Origin of the sequence: Janthinobacterium sp. DSP2-3-3, assembly GCF_049897325.1 — a bacterium.
Lineage (GTDB): Bacteria > Pseudomonadota > Gammaproteobacteria > Burkholderiales > Burkholderiaceae_D > Janthinobacterium.
The window spans coordinates 225,902-246,607 of the sequence record NZ_JAFCWA010000009.1; the positions used below are offsets into that span (position 1 = coordinate 225,902).

Sequence of the window (20,706 nt, forward strand, 5' to 3'; positions counted from 1 at the left end):
AGTTATCCTTGTCACAGTGTCAGCTCCAGCGCATCGGCCACCTCGCCCAGCTGCGCCAGCGCACCTTCGAAATCGTATTGTCCCAGCATGCGCTTCAACTGACGCGCGTGTTCCGCCTGCCCGGCCGCGACCAGCACGGGACCGATGCCATCGAGATGCTTGACGGCCTGCGCGTCGTCCTGCTGCAGCAACTGCGACAGTTCGCGCAAGCCCGCCTCCAGGTATGCCCGGTCCACCGGCGCCACCACGGCGTTGCCCGGCTCGGTCACATTGCCGCGCGACTGCATGGCCAGCACGATTTTCGGTACCAGTTCATCGAGTGCCAGGGTGCAGGCGGCCAGCGCCTGCGGCAAGCCATCGTGCGAGCCCAGGCTGAGCAAATGCTCGACCCGCGCGGCGCTGTCGGCCAGGCCGCCGGCGCCGATATTGCCGGCCAGGCCTTTCAGGGTATGCGCTTCGCGGATCGCCGTCTCGAGCTGGTTGTTCTCGATGGCGGCAACGATGCGCTGCATGGCATCGAACTGGGTTTCCACAAAACGATCCAGCAATTTTCGCATCAAAGTGGCATTGCCTCCCACGCGCCGCATGGCTTCCGCCATTTTCAGGCCGGCGATCACCGGCAGCTCCGCTTCCGGCTGCACCACCATCGCCGTCATTTCCTGCGGCGTGGCCGGCGCGATCCAGCGCGCCAGGGTACCGAACAGCTGCGCCACGTCGATCGGCTTGGCGATGAAATCGTTCATGCCGGCGTCCAGGCATTTTTCCTTGTCACCGACCATGGCATTGGCCGTCATGGCGATCACCGGCAAATTCGAATAACGCGGATCCTGGCGCAGCTTGCGGGTGGCCTGGTAACCGTCCATCACAGGCATCTGGCAATCCATCAGCACGCCGTCATAGGCGTTTTCCTCGATCTTCGCCAGCGCGATGGCACCATTGCTCGCGATATCGACGCGGATGCCTGCGTCGTTGAGAATATGCTGCGCCACTTCCTGGTTCACTTCATTATCTTCCACCAGCAGCAGCCAGGCGCCGCGCAGCGCGCGTTCGTCGTCGCGGTAGCTGCTCTGGCGCTGCGTCTTGCGGCTCTGCCCCGTCACGCCGCCAAACACGAACGATATCTGGTCGAGCAGGGTCGAGGCGCTGACCGGCTTGTTCAATACGCCGTCGAGCGGCAAGTCCCGCTGGCGCGCCGCCTCCAGCAGCGCTTCGCGGTGGAAGGCCGTGACCATGATGCAGGCCGGCGTCGCATCGATGCCGGCGGCATCGGCGCGGATGCCGGCCAGAGTATCCAGACCGTTCATGCCCGGCATTTTCCAGTCCATCAGCACCAGGCCGTACGGGCGCCCTTCGGTGCGCGCCTGCGCCACGGCGCCGATGGCCAGCACGCCGCCAAACACGGCGCGCGCCTCGAAACCCAGCGCCGTCAGCATGCTGACGAAGATTTCACGCGCGCTGGGATTGTCGTCAACCACCAGCACGCGCAGGCCCTGGAACTGCGGCGGTACTGGCAGGCTGTCGCGCGGCACGGCGGCCAGGCCGAAGCGGGCCGTAAAGAAAAAGGTACTGCCCACACCCGCTTCGCTGACCAGGTCAATCTCGCCTTCCATCATTTCCACCAGGCGCTTGCTGATGGTCAGCCCCAGGCCGGTGCCGCCATGGTGACGCGTGGTCGACGTGTCGGCCTGGGTAAATGCCTGGAACAATTTACTGCGCTGGGGCGGCGTCAGGCCGATGCCCGTGTCGCGCACGTCCACGCGCAGCACCGCCGCATGCTCTTCCAGCTGCTGCAGGCGGATGCTGACGACAATCTCGCCCTTGTCCGTAAATTTGATGGCATTGTTGGTCAGGTTGATCAGCACCTGGCCCAGGCGCAGCGGGTCGCCCTGCAATGCGTTCGGCACGTCGGGGCCGATGTCGAACAGCAGTTCGAGCCCCTTGTCCTGCGCCCGCATCACGGACAGGTCGGCGATCTGCGCCAGCACATCCTCGAGGAAAAAGTCGACTTTTTCAAAGGCCATCTTGCCCGCCTCGATCTTCGAGAAATCAAGGATATCGTCGATGATGGCCAGCAGATTCTTCGAAGCCGATTCCACCTTTTCCAGGTAGTTGCGCTGGGTCGACGTGAGCTCGGTCTGCAGCGCCAGGTGGGTCATGCCGATGATGCCGTTCATCGGCGTGCGGATCTCGTGCGACATATTGGCCAGGAAGTCCGACTTCATCTTGGTCGCATCTTCGGCCACTTCGACGGCATGGCGCAGATCCTGCTCGACGGCCAGGTTAGTACTCATGTTTTTCAGCGCCTGCAGCAATTCGCCCGTTTCATCGCGCGACGTCACTTCGATGACGGAACTGAAGTCACCGTTGGCCACGCGCGTGGCGATCGCCACCGCCTCGCCCAGCGGACGCGTGATCGAACGCGCCGACCAGGCAAAGGCCATGCCGGTCAACAGGGCTGCCAGTCCGATGCCGCCCATCAGGATCAGCGACGTATCGATGTCGTTGCGTATCCTGGCCGCGCTGTCGCGTATCAGTTGCTGCTGCAAGTCATCGAGCTGGCCCACATACAGCAGCACTTTTTCCAGCACCGGCAAGGTCTGCGTCTGCATGGCCTGTTCCGCGGCAGCATCCTCGCCGCGCTCGACCAGTTCGAACATCGCCTTGAGCGAAGCATAGTAGTCGGCGCGTGCCAGGTGCATCTGTTCCAGCAGGCGCCGTTCTTCCGGCCGCGCATCGAGACCATCGAGGATGCGCACCTGCTCGTCGATGCCTTGCTTGATCGCTTCCAGGCGCACCTGATTCGCCTGGCGCCATGCCAACTCGTGCTGGTTCGGCAGGCTGCCTATGCGCGTGGCCGCCTCGCGCGCCAGCCCATGGATCTTGCTAGTGGCCTTGGCGGCGACCCAGTCGCGCTGCAGGATATCGTCGGTCTCGGCACGGATGGCATAGATGCGGCTACCCGCCAGGACGATGACGACCAGCATCAGCACGATCAACATGGCATAACCGGCATTGATGCGCACGCCGATGCGGATATCCCTGAAGCGCATGACTTTCCTATCAGAAATTCTTGAAAATCGAAGTCTGAACGTATTCCCCTACGGAATGCAAGGTTTATTGCAAAGGAATTAGACGTCGAAGCGCTTATTTAGGCGCTGTTGGGACTTTTTCAGGCGGAGTCAAGGAGGCGATGTGGGCTTGCAGACAGGCGGGACACCAGCAGCGCCCGGCGCTGCTGCCGGGCACAGGAACGGCCGGCGGCAGGGCCACGCACCAGCAGGGTTCCTTGGCGTCCGGGTCTAGCTGGCCACACTGGAAGGTGGCGCCGCACAGGCTGCACTGGCTCATAGCTGTGTTTGAATTGGCAAGTGTGTGTCATGCTGCGCCGGGATGCGACGCAGATGTAACTGGCAGTAAAAGGGCTGGCTGGGGGACATATCGGGCCAGACTATAGGATCATCAGGGAAAATACAACAAGATCGCCCTATAATGCCTCCAAGATTTTCTTCTTCCCTGTAAAATCTCACCAATCTATTTTCCGGACTCGCCATGAATCAACTAGCTAACTTGAACCTGGACATGAATGACGACTTGACGGCGGTGTCGCCGCAAATCAAGGCGCAGATTCTGGCCGAGGCCCTTCCCTACATTCGCAATTTTCATGGCAAGACCATCGTCATCAAATACGGTGGCAATGCCATGACGGACGAACGCCTGAAGCACGGCTTCGCGCGCGACGTCATCCTGCTCAAGCTGGTTGGCATGAACCCGGTCGTGGTGCACGGCGGCGGACCGCAGATCGACAACGCGCTGAAAAAAATCGGCAAGCAAGGCACCTTCGTGCAAGGCATGCGCATCACCGATGAAGAAACCATGGAAGTGGTGGAGTGGGTGCTGGGCGGCGAAGTCCAGCAGGATATCGTCATGCTGATCAACCATTACGGCGGCCAGGCTGTCGGCCTGACGGGCAAGGATGGCGGCTTGATCCGCGCGCGCAAGATGCAGATGCCGGACCGCGAACATCCGGGCGAATTCCTCGACATCGGCTTTGTGGGCGAGATCGACGCGATCAACCCGGCCGTCGTCAAGGCGCTGCAAGACGATGCCTTCATTCCCATCATCTCGCCGATCGGTTTCGGCCAGGATGGCCAGGCCTACAACATCAACGCCGACGTGGTGGCGGGCAAGATCGCGGAAATCCTGAAAGCGGAAAAGCTGATCATGATGACCAACATCGCCGGCGTCCAGGACAAGCAGGGCAACCTGGTGACCGACCTGTCCGCGCGTGAAATTGACGAGATGTTCGCCGATGGCACGATTTCGGGCGGCATGCTGCCGAAGATATCGTCCGCGCTCGACGCCGCCAAGTCCGGCGTGAACACGGTGCACATCATCGATGGCCGCATCGAACACTCATTATTGCTGGAAGTGTTGACCGAGCAGGCTTTTGGTACTATGATCCGTTCGCACTAAAAATTAATTCGGCGCAATTCACCCAGCGCCGATTTTTTATGCCCTTGTAGCTCAGTGGTAGAGCACTCCCTTGGTAAGGGAGAGGTCACGTGTTCGATCCACGTCAAGGGCACCAACTATATCTCCCCGTATCTGAAAAATGTCCATGGCTGCGTTGCCTCGCCTCGCCGTACATGCGTACTGTCTTCGGCTCGGCGCCTTGCCCTGAACACTTTTCATCTACTCTGCCGCAGCCTGTCGCGCGGCTAAGCCACGGCATTCTTGCTGTCTGCTGTCAGAACTTAATATACCCGCTCGACCTTCAAGCCCTTTTGACGCAACAAGTCCGGCACGCTTTTCGTTCCGACCAGGTGCAGCACGCCGATGGCGGCCAGGCTGTGCTTTTCGCGCGCCAGCAACTTGGCGATGCCGTCGGCCAGGGCCGGGTTGCGGCCGTCGAGCAGCACTTTTTGCACGAACTGCGCGGCGAACGACGGGTCTTGCGCCGCCTTTGCCGCCAGCTTGTCGAAGGCCGCCGCGTCGGCCGTGCGCCAGGCGTTGGCGATCTCGCGCGCTTCCTGGCTTTGTTCCTGATCCTCGATCGATGCCACGCCGTCTTCCAGGAAGCGGCACTGGTCCGCCGGCGACATGGCGCCAAACAGCGCCATCTGGCCTTCCATCGACTCGAGTTCCACTACGGGGATCTTGCGCGCCTTGGCTTGCTGCGACAGATAATTGTCCACCGCCAGGTCGGAGCGGTAGCCGAGGGTGGAAAATTCGCCGATGGCCAGCATGCTGGCCAGCATCCACGGCTTCATCGGCGCCACCGATTCGGCTGGAATGCCGTATTTTTGCAACAACGGTGCCAGGCGCGGTGCCAGGGTCTGGCGGCAATCGGCAGGCACTGTGCTGCCCGGCGCGTCCATGCCGTATTTCAGCACGGCGCCCAGGGCGGCGCGCGGATCGACGTCGGGATCGATCTCCAGCGCCAGCGCCCCGGCGCCTTCCAATGCCTGCGTCACGGTCGGCTCGAGCGGATAAAAATCAGGGGCGCCGACATGGATGGTACCGAACAAATACAAGGTATGGCTGGCGTCCTGCACCTTGAACAGGGCGCCCCGGTTTTGCGCCACGGGCGGCGCGTCGGCAAGGGCAGCCTGCAACGGCAGCAAGAATAATCCGCAAAACATCACTATAATCTGGCGTCGCATGGTTTTCCTGATTGTTGAATTTTTCATCTTCTCTCGCTAGCAAAGACTCTTGTGCCTGTGTCCCATCTTAACCGCTCGTCGCCGGTCTGGCTGTTTGACCTCGACAACACGCTGCACAATGCCTCGCACGCCATCTTCCCCACCATCACGGCCAATATGAACACGTATATTGCCCGCGTACTGGGCGACGGTGTGACGCCGGCCGACGACGCCATCGTCAATGCGGCCCGCGCGGCCTACTGGCGCCGCTATGGCGCTACCTTGCTTGGCATGGTCAAGCACCATCAGGTGCAGGCAGCACATTTTTTTCACGAGACGCATACCTTCGACGATTTGCGCGCCATGATACGCGCCGAGCGGGGGCTGGGGGCTTTACTCAAACGCCTGCCTGGCCGTAAAATTTTACTCACCAACGCGCCGCTGCGCTATTCGAGCGACGTGATGCGCCACCTGGGCCTGCGCCAGCACTTTGCGCAACATATCGCCATCGAGGCGATGCATGTGCACCGCCAGCTGCGACCCAAGCCATCGACCCTGATGCTGCGCAAACTGATGCGCAAGCACCAGATCCACCCTGGCCGCTGCATCCTGGTAGAAGACACCCTGGCCAACCTGAAGGGTGCGAAAAAACTGGGCCTGCGCACGGCCTGGATCACGCAATACCTGAAAATGGCCGATCCGATCGGTGTGGCAAAGCTGCCCAGAGCGTTAAATCGCCCCGCTTACGTCGATGTCAAAGTAAAATCTGTCCGGCATTTGGCACGCCGCCTTCACCGTCTGCGCTGAAGGGGACTCTTGGGCTTCCGGTTGACGCCGGAAGCCGCACCGCTAGCGGCGGTGACGGACCTCCCCATCAAGGCAGCATTTTTTTTAACGACAAGAGAAAATATGGCAAGCACACCGCCGGGCCAACGCAGGCTACAAATTCTTCAGGCCCTCGCCGCAATGCTGGAGCAGCCGAAAGGCGAAAAGATCACCACTGCCGCACTGGCCGCCAGACTGGCCGTCTCGGAAGCGGCCTTGTACCGCCATTTCGCCAGCAAGGCGCAAATGTTCGAAGGATTGATCGAGTTCATCGAGTCGAGCGTCTTCGGCCTGATCAACCAGATCGCAGAAAAGCACAGCGACGGCATGACGCAGACGCGCGACATCGTCGGCATGCTGCTCAATTTCGCCATCAGCAATCCGGGCATGACGCGCGTGCTGATCGGCGATGCGCTGGTGAATGAGGACGAGCGCCTGCAAGTGCGCATGAACCAGTTCTACGACCGCGTCGAACTGGCGCTCAAGCAAGCCTTGCGCGTGGCCGCCGCCGAAGGCCATGGCAAGGAAAGCGAAGTGGCCGCGCGCGCCACCTTGATCGTCAGCTTCGTCATCGGGCGCTGGCACCGCTACGCCAAGAGCGGCTTCAAGATCAATCCATCCCAGGAAGCGGCGCTGCAAATCGCCATGCTGCTGGGGTAAGTCAACGCCGTGGCTGTCCCCATGCACACCGACTGTTTCGCCCTGCTCGACGATGCCAGCACCCCGGGCGCCGGTTCGCGCCTGTACACGGGCCTGACAGCGGTTTTGCAGTGCACCGAGGGCGGCGGGTGGCCGGCCCTGCTCGAAGGGCTGCAAGCGGTTTTAAAACGCGGCCAGTACGCCGTCTGCGTGTGCAGCTACGAGCTGGGCGCGCATTTGCTGGCCATGCCGCCGCGCGCGGCCGGTATCGACGCGCCGCCGCTGGCGCAAGTGCTCGTCTTCGACCATTGCACGCAGCTGTCGCACGACGACGTGGCGCAGTGGCTGGACGAGCGCGTCCGGGCGGATGCAGGGCCGGCCGGCCTGGCCGGCATCCACGCGAATGTAGATCAGGCGCAATTTACGCAGGCGCTGCACCGCATCCACGACTACATCGTGGCCGGCGACACCTATCAAGTCAACTATACCTATCGTTTGCGCTTCGATGCCTTTGGCTCGCCCCCGGCCCTGTATGCGCGGCTGCGCGCGCGCCAACCCGTGCCCTACGGCGCGCTGGTGATGCTGCCCGATGGCGGCGCCCTGCTGTCGCTGTCGCCGGAGCTGTTCGTACGCCATGCGCAAGGCGAGTTGACGGCACGTCCCATGAAAGGCACGGCGCCGGCCGCCCCGCCTGAGCAAATGGCAGAAAACGCGCGCCGCGCCGCCGCCCTGGCCAATGATCCGAAAAACCGCGCGGAAAATCTGATGATCGTCGACCTGCTGCGCAACGACATCGGCCGCATCGCCGCCACGGGCTCCGTCAAGGTGCCGACCCTGTTCCAGGTGACGCGCTACAGCAGCGTGCTGCAAATGACCTCCACCGTGCAAGCGCGCCTGCGCGGCGACGCCAGCCTGGCCGACATCTTCCAGGCCTTGTATCCGTGTGGTTCGATCACGGGCGCGCCGAAACGCCGCACCATGGAAATCATCGCCGAACTGGAAGGGGCGCCGCGCGGCATCTACACGGGCGCCATCGGCTGGTTCGATCCGCCGGCCGCCGGCGCTGTCCACGCGGTGGGCGACTTCTGCATGTCCGTGCCAATCCGCACGCTGGCCCTGCAAGCGGCTGGCCCCGGCGGCATCCGGCGCGGCGAAATGGGCGTGGGCGCCGGCATCGTGCTCGATAGCGATCCGCAGGAGGAATTTGCGGAATGCCAGCTCAAGGCCCGCTTCCTGACGGGTCTGACCAACGACTTCGAACTGTTCGAAACCCTGCACGCCAGCCGCGACTATGGCTGCCGCCAGCAAGAGCGCCATCTGGCGCGCCTGGCCGCCTCCAGCGCCTACTTCGGTTTTGCCTGGGATGCAGACGCTGCCCGCGCCGCGCTGCAGGCAGCCTGCGCGGCACGCCCCGACGATACCCCCTTCCGCCTGCGCCTGGCGCTGCGCCAGGATGGCCAGTTCACAGTGCAAAGCGGTGCGCTCACCACCTTGCCGGACACGGTAAAAATCCTGCTGGCGCCCAACGCCACCATGGCCGACGACCTCTTCCTGCGCCACAAGAGCAGCGTGCGTGCGCGCTACGACGCGGCCTGGCGCGCGGCCGAGGCGCAAGGCGGTTTCGACATGCTGTTCTTTAACGAGCGGGGTGAGCTGACGGAAGGCGGGCGCAGCAATGTCTTCGTCCAGCTCGATGGCTGCTGGCACACGCCCCCCCTGTCCTGCGGCTTGCTGCCCGGCGTGCAGCGCGCGGCCATGCTGGCCGATCCCGCCTGGAATGCGCAGGAAACCATCATCACGCGCGCCATGCTGGCGCAGGCCGAGGCGATTGTCGTGTGCAATGCACTGCGCGGCGCGATGCCGGCCAAGCTCATCCTGTAAATCCGGTAGCACCTGAAACCGTTCAGGGCAAGGCGCATTGCCGAAGGCAGTGCGAACGCACTACGAGGCACTGCAACGCCGCCATGGACTGTTTCAGGGGTTACAGGTCGATGCGCATTTCGTAACCGCCGTATATCATCCGCTTGCCATCGAACGGCAATTTTCCCGGGTCCATCATCTCGGCCAGGCGCGGGTCTTTCATGACCTTGTCGTTGATTTCATCACGCCTGGCGCGCGATTCGAACACGATCCAGGAAAACACCACCACTTCGCCATCCTGCAAGTCCACCGCCTGCGGGAACGAGGTCAGCTTGCCCGGCTTGACATCGTCGCCCACGCATTCGCGAAATTCCTGCGCACCATATTCGCGCCAGACGGCGCCGCAGGCGCGCGACATGGCCAGGTAAGCATCGAGCTTGGCTTTCGGCACGGGCACCACAAATCCATCGACATACGCCATGATGTTCTCCTTTGTTGTGACAAACGCGAACAACCAGCTTAGGACAATGATGACAAGACGACAAGCGCGGCATAAAAAAAAGCAGGCACGCAAGCCTGCTCGGGTATCGGCAACTTACATCGCCAGCGCTTTTTCCACCGCGCCCACCAGTTTCTTGTCGTCCGGCGTCACCTTGCTGGGGAAGCTGTCGACGACCTTGCCATGGCGGTCGATCAGGTATTTATGGAAATTCCAGGCCGGCGTCTTGCCCGTCTGCTTGATCAAATCAACGTACAGCGGATTCGGCGTGGGGCCGGAGACCACCGATTTGGCAAACATGGGGAACTTCACGCCATAGGTGTTGTAGCAAAAATCGGCGATTTCCTTGCTGTTGCCGGGCTCCTGCTTGCCGAAATCGTTCGACGGGAAACCCAGCACCACCAAGCCCTTGCTGCCGTACTTGGCGTACAGCGCCTCAAGCCCTTCGTATTGATTAGTAAAACCACAATAACTGGCCGTATTCACCACCAGCACGACCTTGCCCGCGTACTGGCACAGGTTTTGCGGCGCTTCATCCTGCAAGCGGTTGAAGGTCTGCTTGAGGATGGCGGGACAAGCGGCTAGCGCGGCGGCCGCTGCGGCACTCGTGGCAGCAGCGGTTTCGGCAGCCTGGGCTGGCATGGCCAGGCTGGCGCCGGCGGCAAGGGTGGTCAGCGCAAACAGCTGGGCAAGGGTCTTGGACATGAAGGGCACCGTGGTTGAAAAGGAAAAAAACCATTCTATGCCAAACGCCGCGCACGCGTATAAGACGTACAACAACAGCGATTGCTTGAGCGACATCAATGACAGTGCAGTACTTGCCCAGCGCACAGTTTTTTTACCTATGCTCGGCCTTCCTGCCCTTGCCCTGTGGAGTTACCATGTCCTTCCCGCACCTGACCGCATTACCCACCGCCCTGCTGGCCGCTAGCCTGCTCGTCCTGGCGCCAGGCGGCGCGCACGCCGCCACGGCTGCCAAAGCCGTCAAGCCCGCCGCGACTAAGGATGCCCCCGCCCTGCCCGCCTACCAGGCCGACCTGAGCCAGACCACCGTATCGGGCCTGTCTTCGGGCGGCTTCATGGCGGCGCAATTTGCCGTCGCCTACTCGGCCACTGTCGCCGGCGCCGGCATCATCGCCGGTGGCCCGTATTTCTGCTCGGGTCAGCCGGGCCGCTTCCCCTATATTCCCTACTTGACGAATGCCCTGACCACCTGCATGAATCCGGGCAGCGCGCAAGTGGCGCCGCCCGTGGCCAGCGAATTGCTGCGCGCGGCAAACGATTTTGCGCGCACCCGTCTCATCGACGACACGGCCAACCTGAAACGCCAGCGCGTATATCTGTTCAGCGGAACGAAAGACCAGACCGTGACGCGGCCAGTGGTGGAGCAGGTGGAAAAATTCTATCAACTGGCGGGCACGCCGGCGGCGCAAATCCGCTTCGTCGATACGGTCGGCGCGGGCCATGCCATCATCACAGACAACAATCAGGACAAACCCTGCGCCGTGACGGAATCGCCGTTCATCAATGACTGCGACTTCGTGCAGGCGCGCGACATCCTGCAGCACCTGTACCCGGACCTGCAGCCCTCGTCGACCACCCTGACGGGCAAGCTGATCGCCTTCAACCAGCGCAGCTTCATCCAGAACACGTATTCCAGCATGAACAATACGGGCTACGCCTACATCCCGAAAGCCTGCGACAGCGAGAGCTGCCGCGTGCACGTGGTCTTCCACGGCTGCCTGCAAACGACGCAAGCCATCGGCAACCGCTTCTACACCACCACCGGCTACAATCAGGTGGCGGACGCCAACAAGATCATCGTGCTGTATCCGCAGGCCGAACCGAGCCCCGTCTACCCTTACAACCCGAAAGGCTGCTGGGATTTCTGGGGCTACACCAGCATCAATCCGATCGATCCGGATTTTTACCGCAAGAGCGGCACGCAGATGCAAGCGGTCAAGGGCATGCTGGACAGGTTGGCTGCGCGCCGCGGCTCACGCTAGGCGGCCTTAGATACCGCCCATGCAGATGTACTTAATGACGAGATAGTCTTCGATACCGTAGGTCGACCCTTCACGGCCCAGGCCCGATTGCTTGACGCCGCCGAAGGGGGCGATCTCGTTCGAGATCAGGCCCGTGTTGACGCCAACCATGCCCGTTTCCAGGCCTTCCGCCACACGCCAGATGCGGCCGATGTCGCGCGAATAGAAGTAGGCGGCCAGGCCGAATTCCGTGTTATTGGCCAGGGCGATCACTTCATCGTCCGTCTTGAAGCGGAACAGCGGCGCCAGCGGGCCGAAGGTTTCCTCGGTGGCCACGCGCATGTCGTTCGTCACGTCGGCGATGATGGTCGGCTCGAAGAAGCCGTTGCCCAGCGCATGGCGCTTGCCACCGGCCAGCAGCCGGCCGCCCTTGGCTAAGGCATCGGCCACGTGCTCTTCCACCTTGGCGACGGCCTTGGCGTCGATCAACGGTCCTTGCGTAACGCCCGCCTCGATGCCATTGCCCACCTTCAGCTTGGCCACGGCGGCCACCAGCTTGTCGGCGAAGGCGTCATATACGCTGTCCTGCACGTACAGGCGGTTGGCACAGACGCAGGTCTGGCCCGCATTGCGGTATTTCGAGGCAATGGCGCCTTCCACTGCCGCGTCCAGATCGGCGTCGTCAAAGACGATGAACGGCGCGTTGCCGCCCAGTTCCAGCGAAAGTTTCTTGATCGTCGGCGCGCATTGCTCGGCCAGCAAACGGCCCACCTGGGTCGAGCCCGTAAACGTCAGCTTGCGCACGATGGGATTCGACGTCATTTCGCCGCCAATGTCTTTCGGCGCGCCCGTGACGATGCTGAACACGCCCGCAGGCACGCCCGCGCGCTCGGCCAGCACGGCCAGCGCCAGCGCGGAAAACGGTGTTGCTTCAGCCGGTTTCAAGACCATCGGGCAGCCGGCTGCCAGGGCCGGGCCGACTTTGCGGGTGATCATGGCGGCGGGGAAATTCCACGGCGTGATGGCGGCGCATACGCCGATCGGCTCCTTGGTGATGACCAGGCGGCGGTCCGGCCACGGCGATTGCAGGGTATCGCCCGCGACGCGCTTGCCTTCTTCCGCAAACCATTCGATGAACGAGGCGCCGAACTGCACTTCGCCCTTCGCTTCCGGCAAGGGCTTGCCCTGCTCGGTGGTCATGATCAGCGCCAAGTCGTCGGCGTTTTCCAGAATCAGGTCATGCCAGCGACGCAGCACGGCCGCGCGCTCCTTGGCCGTCTTCTTGCGCCAGGCGGGCCAGGCGGCATTGGCCGCCTCGATGGCGCGGCGCGTCTCGGCTGCGCCCATCAGGGGCACCGTGCCGATATGCTCGCCGGTGGCGGGATTGCTCACATTAATCGTCTGGCCACCGTCGGCATCAGCCCAGGCTCCATTCACGTAAGCCTGGTGACGCAACAAGGTAGGATCTTTCAACTGCAGCATATGCATCTCCGGTCTGGTTTGAATTATCGACGAGGGATACTATGCCACAGCGCGGCCGATTCCGCAGGCGGAGGACGGAACTACTCGACCTTGAAAGACGACAGTTTCGGGTCCGGCGCCGGGTATTCCAACTTCATGCCCTGCAGGGTTTCCAGCAGCAAGGACGCCACCACCAGGTTGCGCTGGGTCTTGGAATTGGATGGCACCACATACCACGGCGCGTGATCGGCATCGGTCTCGCGGATCGCCGTTTCATAGGCGCGCTGGTAGCCATCCCACTTCTTGCGCTGGGCGATATCGTTGGGGTCGAACTTCCACTGGCGGTCGGGATCGTCGAGCCGCTCCTGCAGCCGTCCGCGTTGCTCGTCCTTCGAGATATGCAGGAAGACTTTCAGGATGACGGTGCCCGTTTCGCTCAGCATACGCTCGAAATCACGGATCTGCGCGTAGCGGCGCTGGCATTCGGCCTTGTCGATCATGTCCTGCACGCGCGTGATCAGCACATCTTCGTAGTGGCTGCGGTTGAAGATGGCGATCTCGCCCTTGACGGGCACGTGCTGGTGCACGCGCCACAGGTAATCGTGCGCCAGTTCGATATCGGTGGGACCCTTGAACGCCACGGCGCGGATGCCCATCGGGTTGATATTGCTGAAGATGGCCTTGACCGTGCCATCCTTGCCCGAGGTATCCATGCCCTGCAGGACCAGCAGCACTTTTTTCTTGTGCTGCGCATACAGCATGCTCTGGCACTCGGCGATCTGCGCCGTCAGCGCCACGGTTTCCTCGCGGTCCAGGGCCTTGCACTGGGCTGCCGTCAGCTTCTTGTTCGCCGCCTTGGTGGCAGCGCCCAGCAGGCGCTTGCCGCCGAAATCCTCGTTCAGGTCGAAACCCTGGCCGGCGCGAAATTGCGTGCGCGCCTTCATGCTGTCACCGCCAGCTTGCGATGCTCGATTTTTGTGCAATGATCCATCACCACGTCCAGGCCAGCCGCGCGCGCCAGCTGCGCCGCCTGCTCGTTGACGATGTCCAGCTGCAGCCACAGGCAGCCGGCCTTGACTGCGATGGCTTCCTCGGCGATGGGCAGAATGTCTGCCGGCTTGCGGAAGCAGTCGACGATATCGATGCGCGCCGGCGCGACCGCCGCCGCAGCCTGCGTCAGGGTGGCGTAAGCGCGCTGTCCCAGCACTTCCTTACCGGCGAGGGCCGGATTGACGGGCAGCACGCGGTAACCATGCTGCAGCAGGTATGCAGCCACTTCGTGGCTGGCGCGTTCGGGTTTGTCGGACATGCCGACGATGGCGATGATACGGCTGTCTTGCAGGATGCGGGCGATGTTGGGCATATTCGGGTCGTGGTCAGGCGTGCGACATTGCCCGCCTAGCGTAGCAGAATTATCCAGGACAGGGAGCTATCCAGAAGACCTAGAAGTGCGCACCAGCGCCATCTTCGCCACAAACTCGTGTGCACGCGCCGTCACGGCCGCATAGTCGCCCGTGGCGCCCGGACCACTCAGGCTGCTGCCGATGCCCACGGCCACGGCGCCGCTGGCGAACCATTCGCCCAGATTTTCTACCGTGACCCCGCCTGTCGGCATCAGCGGCGCTTGCGGCAAGGGCGCGCGCAGGGCCTTGATGTAGGCGGGACCGAACATCTCGGCGGGGAAAACCTTGACGATGTCGGCGCCGGCCTGCAGCGCGGTGACGATTTCCGTCGGCGTCATCGCGCCCGGCATGGCCAGCACCTGGTAGCGCTGGCACAGCGTGATGGTTTCCACGTTCACGCCGGGCGAGATGATGAACTGCGCGCCGGCCAGGATGGCGGCGCGCGCCGTCTCGGTATCGAGCACCGTGCCCGCACCCAGCAGCACGTCGTCTCCATGGCGTTCGCGCAGGGTGCGCAGCACGCCCAGGGTATCGGGCGTGGTGAAGGCCACTTCCAGCGCCGTGATGCCACCGGCGATGCACGCCTCGGCGATCTGCACGGCAGCCTGCGCCGAATCTGCACGCACGATGCCGACCATGCCCCGTGTGAGGATGCCCTCAAAAACCGTGTGCTTTTGCATATGCTCTCTCCTGTCAGGCCGGCAGGGCGCCAAAGCGCACTTCCGGCAAGCCGCGCAAGCCAGGCTGGCGCGCATGAAATAATCCCCCGGCCAGCGGTTCGCCCGCCAGCTGCGCCGGCGTCAAACTCTCCTGAGCGGTGGTGACGAACAATTCGTCGTAGTGCGGCCCGCCCAGGCTCACGCAACTGGGCTGCGACACGGGCAAGGTGATCGCGCGCTCGACGCTGCCGTCCGGCGCGAAGCGCAAGACCCTGCCCCCGCCCCATTGCGCACTCCACAGGTGGTCGTCCGCATCGATGGTGGCGCCATCGGCGGCGCCCGGCCCCGGATCGAGCACGGCAAACACGCGCACCCGGCTGGCGTCGCCGCCCAGGTAATCGTCCCAGCGGTAGATCGCCTTCTTCATCGAGTCGCAAAAATACATGGCCGTGCCATCAACGCTGAAGCAGATGCTGTTCGAGATGGCGATCTGCGGCAGCGGCAGACGCTCCAGAGTCAAGTCCAGGTTGAGGCGGTAGAAACTGGCGATGGCAGCGCGGCACGGGCGTTCATCGAGCGTGCCAAAGACAAAGCGTCCCTGGCGGTCGCAACGACCATCGTTCAGGCGCGTCATGGGCAAGTCCCCCTCCACCGTGTGCAAGGGCGTGACGGCCCCGCTGCGCGCGTCAAACCAGGCCAGGCGCGAAGCCAGGCCCAGCAGCAGCACCTCATCGCTGTCCGTCAGCGCGAAGCAGGCCAGGCGCTCGGGCATGTCCCACGTCTGGCGCTCGCCCGTGGCCAGCACCAGCGCATGCAGCTGGCAGCCTTCGATATTCGTCCAGAAAACGCGGCCGCTGCGTTCGCACCAGCGCACGCCCTCACCCAGGAAGTTTTGCGCATCGACCAGCAATTGGGCCTGTGTCCCCATCATTTTTCCTTGTTTTTCAGTGTGATTCGCGCGGCACGGCGGATCCCCGACAGCCGACGAGGAAATCCAGGTCCGCGCCTTCGTCGGCTTGCGTCACGTGCTTGATATACATCGACTGATAGCCGCCTTTCATGGCCGGCTCGGGGGCGCGCCACTCTTCGCGCCGGCGCGCCAGCTCGGCATCGTCGACGTCCAGGTGCAAACGCCGTCCCGCCACATCGAGTTCGATCATGTCGCCATCGCGCACCAGCGCCAACGGCCCGCCCACGGCAGCTTCCGGCGCCACGTGCAGCACCACCGTGCCATAGGCCGTGCCGCTCATGCGTGCATCCGAGATGCGCACCATGTCGCGCACGCCCTGCTCCAGCAGTTTTTTCGGCAATCCCATATTGCCCACTTCAGCCATGCCCGGATAGCCCTGCGGGCCGCAATTTTGCAGCACCATCACGCAACTGGCGTCGATATCGAGTGCGGGATCGTCGATGCGCTTTTTATAATGCTCGATGCTGTTGAAGACGACGGCGCGGCCACGATGCTGCATCAGTTCCGGCGAGGCGGCAGATGGCTTGATGACGGCGCCGCGCGGGGCCAAGTTGCCCTGCAAGACGGCGATGCCGCCCTCGTCCTTGAATGGCTGCGCCAGCGGCGTGATCACCTCGGGATTGAAATTTTCCGCTTCGGCCACGTTGACAGCCATGCTGGCGCCCGTGACGGTGAGCACCTCGCCATGCAGTTTGCCCAGCAAGTCGCGGATGATCACGGGCAGGCCGCCCGCATAGTAAAAATCTTCCATCAGATACTGGCCCGACGGCATCAGGTTGAGCAGGCAGGGAATGTCGCGGCCCAGGCGGTCCCAGTCGGCCAGGCGCATGTCCACGCCGATGCGCCCGGCAATCGCCAGCAGGTGGATCACGGCATTCGTCGAGCCGCCGATGGCGCCATTGACCATGATGGCGTTTTCAAACGCTGCGCGCGTGAGGATCTGCGACAGTTTCAGGTCTTCATGCACCATGTCGACGATGCGCCGGCCCGTCAGCTGCGCCTGCAGCTTGCGGCGCGCGTCGACGGCGGGAATGGCCGCGTTGCCGGGCAGGGTCACGCCGAGCGCCTCGACCATGCTGGCCATGGTGGACGCCGTGCCCATGGTCATGCAGTGGCCCGCGGAGCGCGACATGCACGATTCGGCCTGCTTGAATTCGTTTGAGGTCATGCGCCCGGCGCGCACGTCCTCGGAAAACTTCCACACGTCGGTGCCCGAACCGATCGGTTTGCCTCGATAGTTGCCGTTCAACATGGGGCCGCCCGACAGCACGATGGTGGGTAAGTCCACGCTGGCCGCACCCATTAGCAGGGCCGGTGTGGTCTTGTCACAGCCCGTCAACAGCACCACGCCGTCGATCGGGTTGGCGCGGATCGATTCTTCCACATCCATGCTGGCCAGGTTACGGAACAGCATGGCCGTCGGACGCAGATTCGTCTCGCCCAGCGACATGACGGGAAATTCGACGGGAAAGCCGCCCGCTTCGAGCACGCCGCGCTTGACCATCTCGGCCAGGTCGCGGAAATGGCCATTGCAGGGCGTCAGCTCGGACCAGGTATTGCAGATGCCGATGACGGGACGGCCATCGAAGGCGTCGCCGGGATAGCCCTGGTTCTTCATCCAGCTGCGGTGAATAAAACTGTCCTTGTCGTCGCCGCCAAACCACGCTTGCGAACGCAAGGGACGCTTGTTCTTGTTGTCACTCATACTGTCTCCTGCGGGGAAATCAAGCCGCGCGCGGCGGCGATCAGCAGCGCACCGTAACCAGCCAGATTGGCTTGCTGCTGGTCGTCGACGATGATGCGCTTGCCATAAAAAAATCCGTGTTCTTCGATCAGCAGACCGAGCGCCTGGCGCAGCATGGGCTTGCCGGTAATGACGAGCGGGGTCTCGGGCCGCATCAGGATGGCGGTGCTGTTGCGCAGCGCCAGCAAGTCGCCGCTGAGGACAGCGCCCATCAGAAAATTGGCCCGTTCATTGCATTCGACCGCGCTGAACTGGCCCAGGGTGCGCACGCTGAAGCAGGCACGCGCCAGCCCCGTTTTTTGCGCCGCGGCCGCGCCGGCCAGCAGCATTTTCGGCACCAGGGTCTGCGCAAAACCGCCATCGAGCGATTGCTTGATCAGGGTGTGCTGCGTGATCGCCTGCAGCAGCTCGCCCGCGATGGTGGTGCTGCAGCCGAGGATGCGGCGCTGCTCATCCACGCTGATCAATTTGGTATGCGAACCGGGCATGATCAAGGTCGCAGCGCCGCGCAATTCCAGGCGCTCCAGCAACGCGACGACTTCCGTCTCTTCGCCGCGCATCATGTCCATCGCTTCGACGTTATGCAGGCCGACGGCGCCATGCTGATTGCGCACGCCGGGAATCAGCCACAGGGGCTGCGCCAGCACGTCGGGCAAGTCCACCGCCTGCATGCCTTGCGCCAGCTGGGCCAGGCCGGCAGGCGCCGGCAAGTGCGGCACTTCCTGCACCCCCATGGGCGAGGTGATCATGCCCGAGGCCAGCGCCAGGTCCACCTCGGAGGGCGCGATGCCCGCGCTGGCCAGCACGCTGGCGATGGTGTCGCGCAGCGCCTGTTTCAGCGCGCCGTTATGGCCATCGATGGCGGTATTGCGCACGCCCGTTTCCAGCTGCGCCTGGGCGATGACCGCGCCTGCGCGCCACAGCAAGGTACGCGTATTGGTGGTGCCGGCATCGATGGTGAGTATGTTCATGGGCAGGTTAGCAGCGTCGGTAAGGGCAAAAATAGATGAGGAAAAACTACCCCATGGTAGAACTGCCCCGCATATCTGACCAATCACTTATTTGACATCATTGATACCGGTTCGGATATGTCAAACGCATCGATATCCTGCACGCCCAGACGGTAGGCAAGCTTGAAGCGCATCACCTGTCCCGGCGGCATTTCCACACCCAGCGCCAGCAGGGAAAAACAGCGCGTATCGGAATACAGACGGCAACTGTCCTGGGTACTGGAAAAACGCAATACCCGGCCCGACGCGGGGTCGGCAACCCGCGCCGCCTCGCGCAGCTGGCCGCTGCCCGTCCAGTAAAAGTCATGCCGGAATCCCGGCAAGTTCGCCAGCGCGGGCCAGGCCAGGCGCGAAGCGAGCGGCGCCGGCTGGCGGAAGTCAAACGCGCTGCCCGCCACATCGAGCGGCGCCTCGCCCGTGCGGCCACCCGGCCAATAGCGATCGGCATCAAGGCGCAGCACATGGTCGCCCACGGCGGCCCCTCTGCCCTGCAGATTGAAGCGGGGCGCGGCAAGCGCAAAACGGGAAACCGTCTCGGCCGTGGCGAGGCAGTCGAGGTGCAGGCTGCCATCCTCGTCGAGCCGGTAAGCCAAGCGCACCGACAGGCCGTCTTGTTCCAGGCGCAAGCGCAGGTGGCCATCGTCCGGCGGCGCACACTGCCAGCCAGTGGCCGAAAGCGCCGCAGGGGGCGCCGCGCCCAGCACATCGGCCAGGCGGCCATAGCGATCTGGCGCCCACCAGGCCCGCACACTGGCATCGTGCGCGTCGATGGCCACGCGCATGCCGCGCCCGTTGCGCAGGGTGTGCATCATGGCGCCTGTCCGGGGGCGGGCGGTGGCTGGCTGCGCTGCTGGAATTCGCGCGGCGTGCAACCGAGTTCGCGCTTGAAGACGGCATGCATGTACTGCACCGTGGTAAAGCCGCAACGCACGGCCACCTCGGCCACCTGCCCCGGCCCGCGCGCCAGCAGGGTCTTGGCCGCATCGAGCTTGAAATGCAGGATTTCATCGTGCACGCTGCGCCCCAGCTCGTGGCGGAAGTGCGCTTCGAGCGAGGAGCGCGACACGCCCACGTAATCGGCCACCTGCTCCGTCTTGATGCCCTGGCAGGCGTACTGGCGAATGAAATGGCGCGCCTGCATCACCTGCGGGTGCTGGAACGGCTGGTGACGCGTGGACGCAAGCACATTCAAGCCGGCCGGCGGCACCAGGATGCGCGTGCCGGACAGGCGTGCGCCATTTAACATCTGGTGCAGCAGGTGCGCCGCCGTGCGGCCCATTTCCTCGGTGCCCTGGATCACGGAACTGAGCGGAATGCGCGTGAGCATGCGCGCCAGCGGATCGTTGTCGATGCCGATCAGGGCCACTTGCTCCGGCACGGCGATGCCCGCATGCATGCAGGCTTGCAGCAACTGGCGCGCGCGCGCATCGCTCACGGCGATGATGCCGACGGGTTTTTCCAGGCTGTTGAGCCAGGCGATCTGCTGCTCCACCGCTTCGTCCCAAGAAGGCGCGCTGGTGGCGACGCCGCGGTACACGTCGGCGCGCATGTGATCGCGCTGCATCAATGCGCAAAACGCCGTTTCGCGCTCCTGCGCCCAGCGGTTAACATCCGCCTCGGGCAGGCTGAAACAGGCAAAGCGCGTCAAGCCCGCTACCACCAGGTGTTCATAGGCCAGCTTGACGATCTTGAAATTATCGGTCGCCACATACGGGATGTCGGCCGGGTAATCCTCGGCGCGCGCATACGAGCCGCCCACGGCCACCACGGGCAGACGGCTGTGCGCCAGCGCCGCGCAGACGGCGGGATCATCGAAATCGGCGATGATGCCGTCGCCCTGCCAGCGTTCGATGCCGGGCAGGCGGCAGCGAAAATCCTCTTCCAGGAACAGGTCCCACGACACGCGCGTGGTGTTCAGGTAAGAGGCGATGCCGGCGATGATGTCGCGGTCGTAGATTTTATTCCCGTTAAACAGCAGCGCGATCCGGTGCGCGGTCGGCATCTTCATG

19 protein-coding genes and 1 tRNA gene are annotated in these 20,706 nt (G+C 63.3%); 6 read left to right on the top strand and 14 right to left on the bottom strand.

The annotated features are described in order from the left end of the window. Positions 1 to 11: 11 nt before the first annotated feature. Both ACP7DE_RS19225 and ACP7DE_RS19230 read right to left on the bottom strand, forming a co-directional pair. Positions 12 to 3,050: a response regulator gene (locus ACP7DE_RS19225; protein ID WP_426073572.1), complete on the bottom strand. Its 3,039-nt coding sequence runs from the start codon at positions 3,048 to 3,050 to the stop codon at positions 12 to 14. Positions 3,051 to 3,144: 94 nt separating this feature from the next. Beyond that, on the bottom strand, positions 3,145 to 3,348 hold the full coding sequence (locus ACP7DE_RS19230) for a cysteine-rich CWC family protein (RefSeq protein ID WP_426073573.1): 204 nt from the start codon (positions 3,346 to 3,348) through the stop codon (positions 3,145 to 3,147). Positions 3,349 to 3,579: 231 nt separating this feature from the next. Between ACP7DE_RS19230 and argB the strand changes: the two genes are divergently transcribed. Beyond that, positions 3,580 to 4,473 carry an acetylglutamate kinase gene (gene argB / locus ACP7DE_RS19235; RefSeq protein ID WP_010393729.1) on the top strand — a complete coding sequence of 298 codons (894 nt, stop codon included), beginning with the start codon at positions 3,580 to 3,582 and terminating at the stop codon, positions 4,471 to 4,473. Between the two features lie 40 nt (positions 4,474 to 4,513). Further along, positions 4,514 to 4,588: transfer RNA gene (locus ACP7DE_RS19240), tRNA-Thr, on the top strand. A 166-nt stretch (positions 4,589 to 4,754) separates the two neighbouring features. Here ACP7DE_RS19240 and ACP7DE_RS19245 read toward each other — a convergent pair. Further along, positions 4,755 to 5,663, bottom strand: coding sequence for a TraB/GumN family protein (locus tag ACP7DE_RS19245; protein ID WP_426073574.1), 909 nt, complete (start codon positions 5,661 to 5,663; stop codon positions 4,755 to 4,757). 51 nt (positions 5,664 to 5,714) lie between these two features. On the opposite strand from ACP7DE_RS19245, the gene ACP7DE_RS19250 reads away from it, so the two are divergent. From ACP7DE_RS19250 to pabB, 3 genes are all read left to right on the top strand, one after another. Then, positions 5,715 to 6,449, top strand: coding sequence for a pyrimidine 5'-nucleotidase (locus ACP7DE_RS19250; RefSeq protein ID WP_426073575.1), 735 nt, complete (start codon positions 5,715 to 5,717; stop codon positions 6,447 to 6,449). A 102-nt stretch (positions 6,450 to 6,551) separates the two neighbouring features. Then, the gene (slmA, locus tag ACP7DE_RS19255; protein WP_086144344.1) at positions 6,552 to 7,127 is read left to right on the top strand and encodes a nucleoid occlusion factor SlmA; all 576 of its coding nucleotides are present in this window, start codon (positions 6,552 to 6,554) and stop codon (positions 7,125 to 7,127) included. Between the two features lie 21 nt (positions 7,128 to 7,148). After that, positions 7,149 to 8,987 (top strand): aminodeoxychorismate synthase component I, encoded by a 1,839-nt coding sequence (pabB, locus tag ACP7DE_RS19260; protein ID WP_426073576.1) that lies wholly within the window; start codon positions 7,149 to 7,151, stop codon positions 8,985 to 8,987. Between the two features lie 100 nt (positions 8,988 to 9,087). Here pabB and ACP7DE_RS19265 read toward each other — a convergent pair whose 3' ends face one another. Further along, a complete protein-coding gene (locus ACP7DE_RS19265) occupies positions 9,088 to 9,447 on the bottom strand; it encodes a DUF1428 domain-containing protein (RefSeq protein ID WP_426073577.1) in 360 nt (119 codons plus the stop codon). Positions 9,448 to 9,561: 114 nt separating this feature from the next. Further along, a complete protein-coding gene (locus ACP7DE_RS19270) occupies positions 9,562 to 10,170 on the bottom strand; it encodes a glutathione peroxidase (protein WP_426073578.1) in 609 nt (202 codons plus the stop codon). Positions 10,171 to 10,346: 176 nt separating this feature from the next. Between ACP7DE_RS19270 and ACP7DE_RS19275 the strand changes: the two genes are divergently transcribed. Continuing rightward, on the top strand, positions 10,347 to 11,471 hold the full coding sequence (locus ACP7DE_RS19275) for an extracellular catalytic domain type 2 short-chain-length polyhydroxyalkanoate depolymerase (protein ID WP_426073579.1): 1,125 nt from the start codon (positions 10,347 to 10,349) through the stop codon (positions 11,469 to 11,471). A 6-nt stretch (positions 11,472 to 11,477) separates the two neighbouring features. On the opposite strand, the gene gabD is transcribed toward ACP7DE_RS19275, so the two are convergent. The 9 genes from gabD to ACP7DE_RS19320 all read right to left on the bottom strand — a co-directional run bounded on the left by gabD (position 11,478) and on the right by ACP7DE_RS19320 (position 20,705). Next, the gene (gabD, locus tag ACP7DE_RS19280) at positions 11,478 to 12,932 is read right to left on the bottom strand and encodes an NADP-dependent succinate-semialdehyde dehydrogenase (RefSeq protein WP_289950484.1); all 1,455 of its coding nucleotides are present in this window, start codon (positions 12,930 to 12,932) and stop codon (positions 11,478 to 11,480) included. A gap of 80 nt (positions 12,933 to 13,012) precedes the next feature. Beyond that, a complete protein-coding gene (locus ACP7DE_RS19285; RefSeq protein ID WP_426073580.1) occupies positions 13,013 to 13,855 on the bottom strand; it encodes a PPK2 family polyphosphate kinase in 843 nt (280 codons plus the stop codon). Continuing rightward, positions 13,852 to 14,274 carry a CoA-binding protein gene (locus tag ACP7DE_RS19290; protein ID WP_426073582.1) on the bottom strand — a complete coding sequence of 141 codons (423 nt, stop codon included), beginning with the start codon at positions 14,272 to 14,274 and terminating at the stop codon, positions 13,852 to 13,854. The genes ACP7DE_RS19285 and ACP7DE_RS19290 overlap by 4 nt, the downstream gene beginning before the upstream one ends. A 66-nt stretch (positions 14,275 to 14,340) precedes the next feature. Further along, on the bottom strand, positions 14,341 to 14,994 hold the full coding sequence (locus tag ACP7DE_RS19295) for a bifunctional 2-keto-4-hydroxyglutarate aldolase/2-keto-3-deoxy-6-phosphogluconate aldolase (protein WP_426073583.1): 654 nt from the start codon (positions 14,992 to 14,994) through the stop codon (positions 14,341 to 14,343). 13 nt (positions 14,995 to 15,007) lie between these two features. Continuing rightward, positions 15,008 to 15,904 carry an SMP-30/gluconolactonase/LRE family protein gene (locus ACP7DE_RS19300; protein WP_426073584.1) on the bottom strand — a complete coding sequence of 299 codons (897 nt, stop codon included), beginning with the start codon at positions 15,902 to 15,904 and terminating at the stop codon, positions 15,008 to 15,010. Positions 15,905 to 15,917: 13 nt separating this feature from the next. Then, on the bottom strand, positions 15,918 to 17,648 hold the full coding sequence (araD, locus tag ACP7DE_RS19305) for an L-arabinonate dehydratase (RefSeq protein WP_426073585.1): 1,731 nt from the start codon (positions 17,646 to 17,648) through the stop codon (positions 15,918 to 15,920). Then, the gene (locus ACP7DE_RS19310; RefSeq protein ID WP_426073586.1) at positions 17,645 to 18,658 is read right to left on the bottom strand and encodes a 2-dehydro-3-deoxygalactonokinase; all 1,014 of its coding nucleotides are present in this window, start codon (positions 18,656 to 18,658) and stop codon (positions 17,645 to 17,647) included. The genes araD and ACP7DE_RS19310 overlap by 4 nt, the downstream gene beginning before the upstream one ends. An 83-nt stretch (positions 18,659 to 18,741) precedes the next feature. Beyond that, positions 18,742 to 19,509 (bottom strand): hypothetical protein, encoded by a 768-nt coding sequence (locus ACP7DE_RS19315; RefSeq protein ID WP_426073587.1) that lies wholly within the window; start codon positions 19,507 to 19,509, stop codon positions 18,742 to 18,744. Next, complete coding sequence (locus ACP7DE_RS19320; protein ID WP_426073588.1) at positions 19,506 to 20,705, bottom strand: XylR family transcriptional regulator; 1,200 nt, start codon at positions 20,703 to 20,705, stop codon at positions 19,506 to 19,508. The genes ACP7DE_RS19315 and ACP7DE_RS19320 overlap by 4 nt, the downstream gene beginning before the upstream one ends. Between the last annotated feature and the right edge of the window lies 1 nt (position 20,706).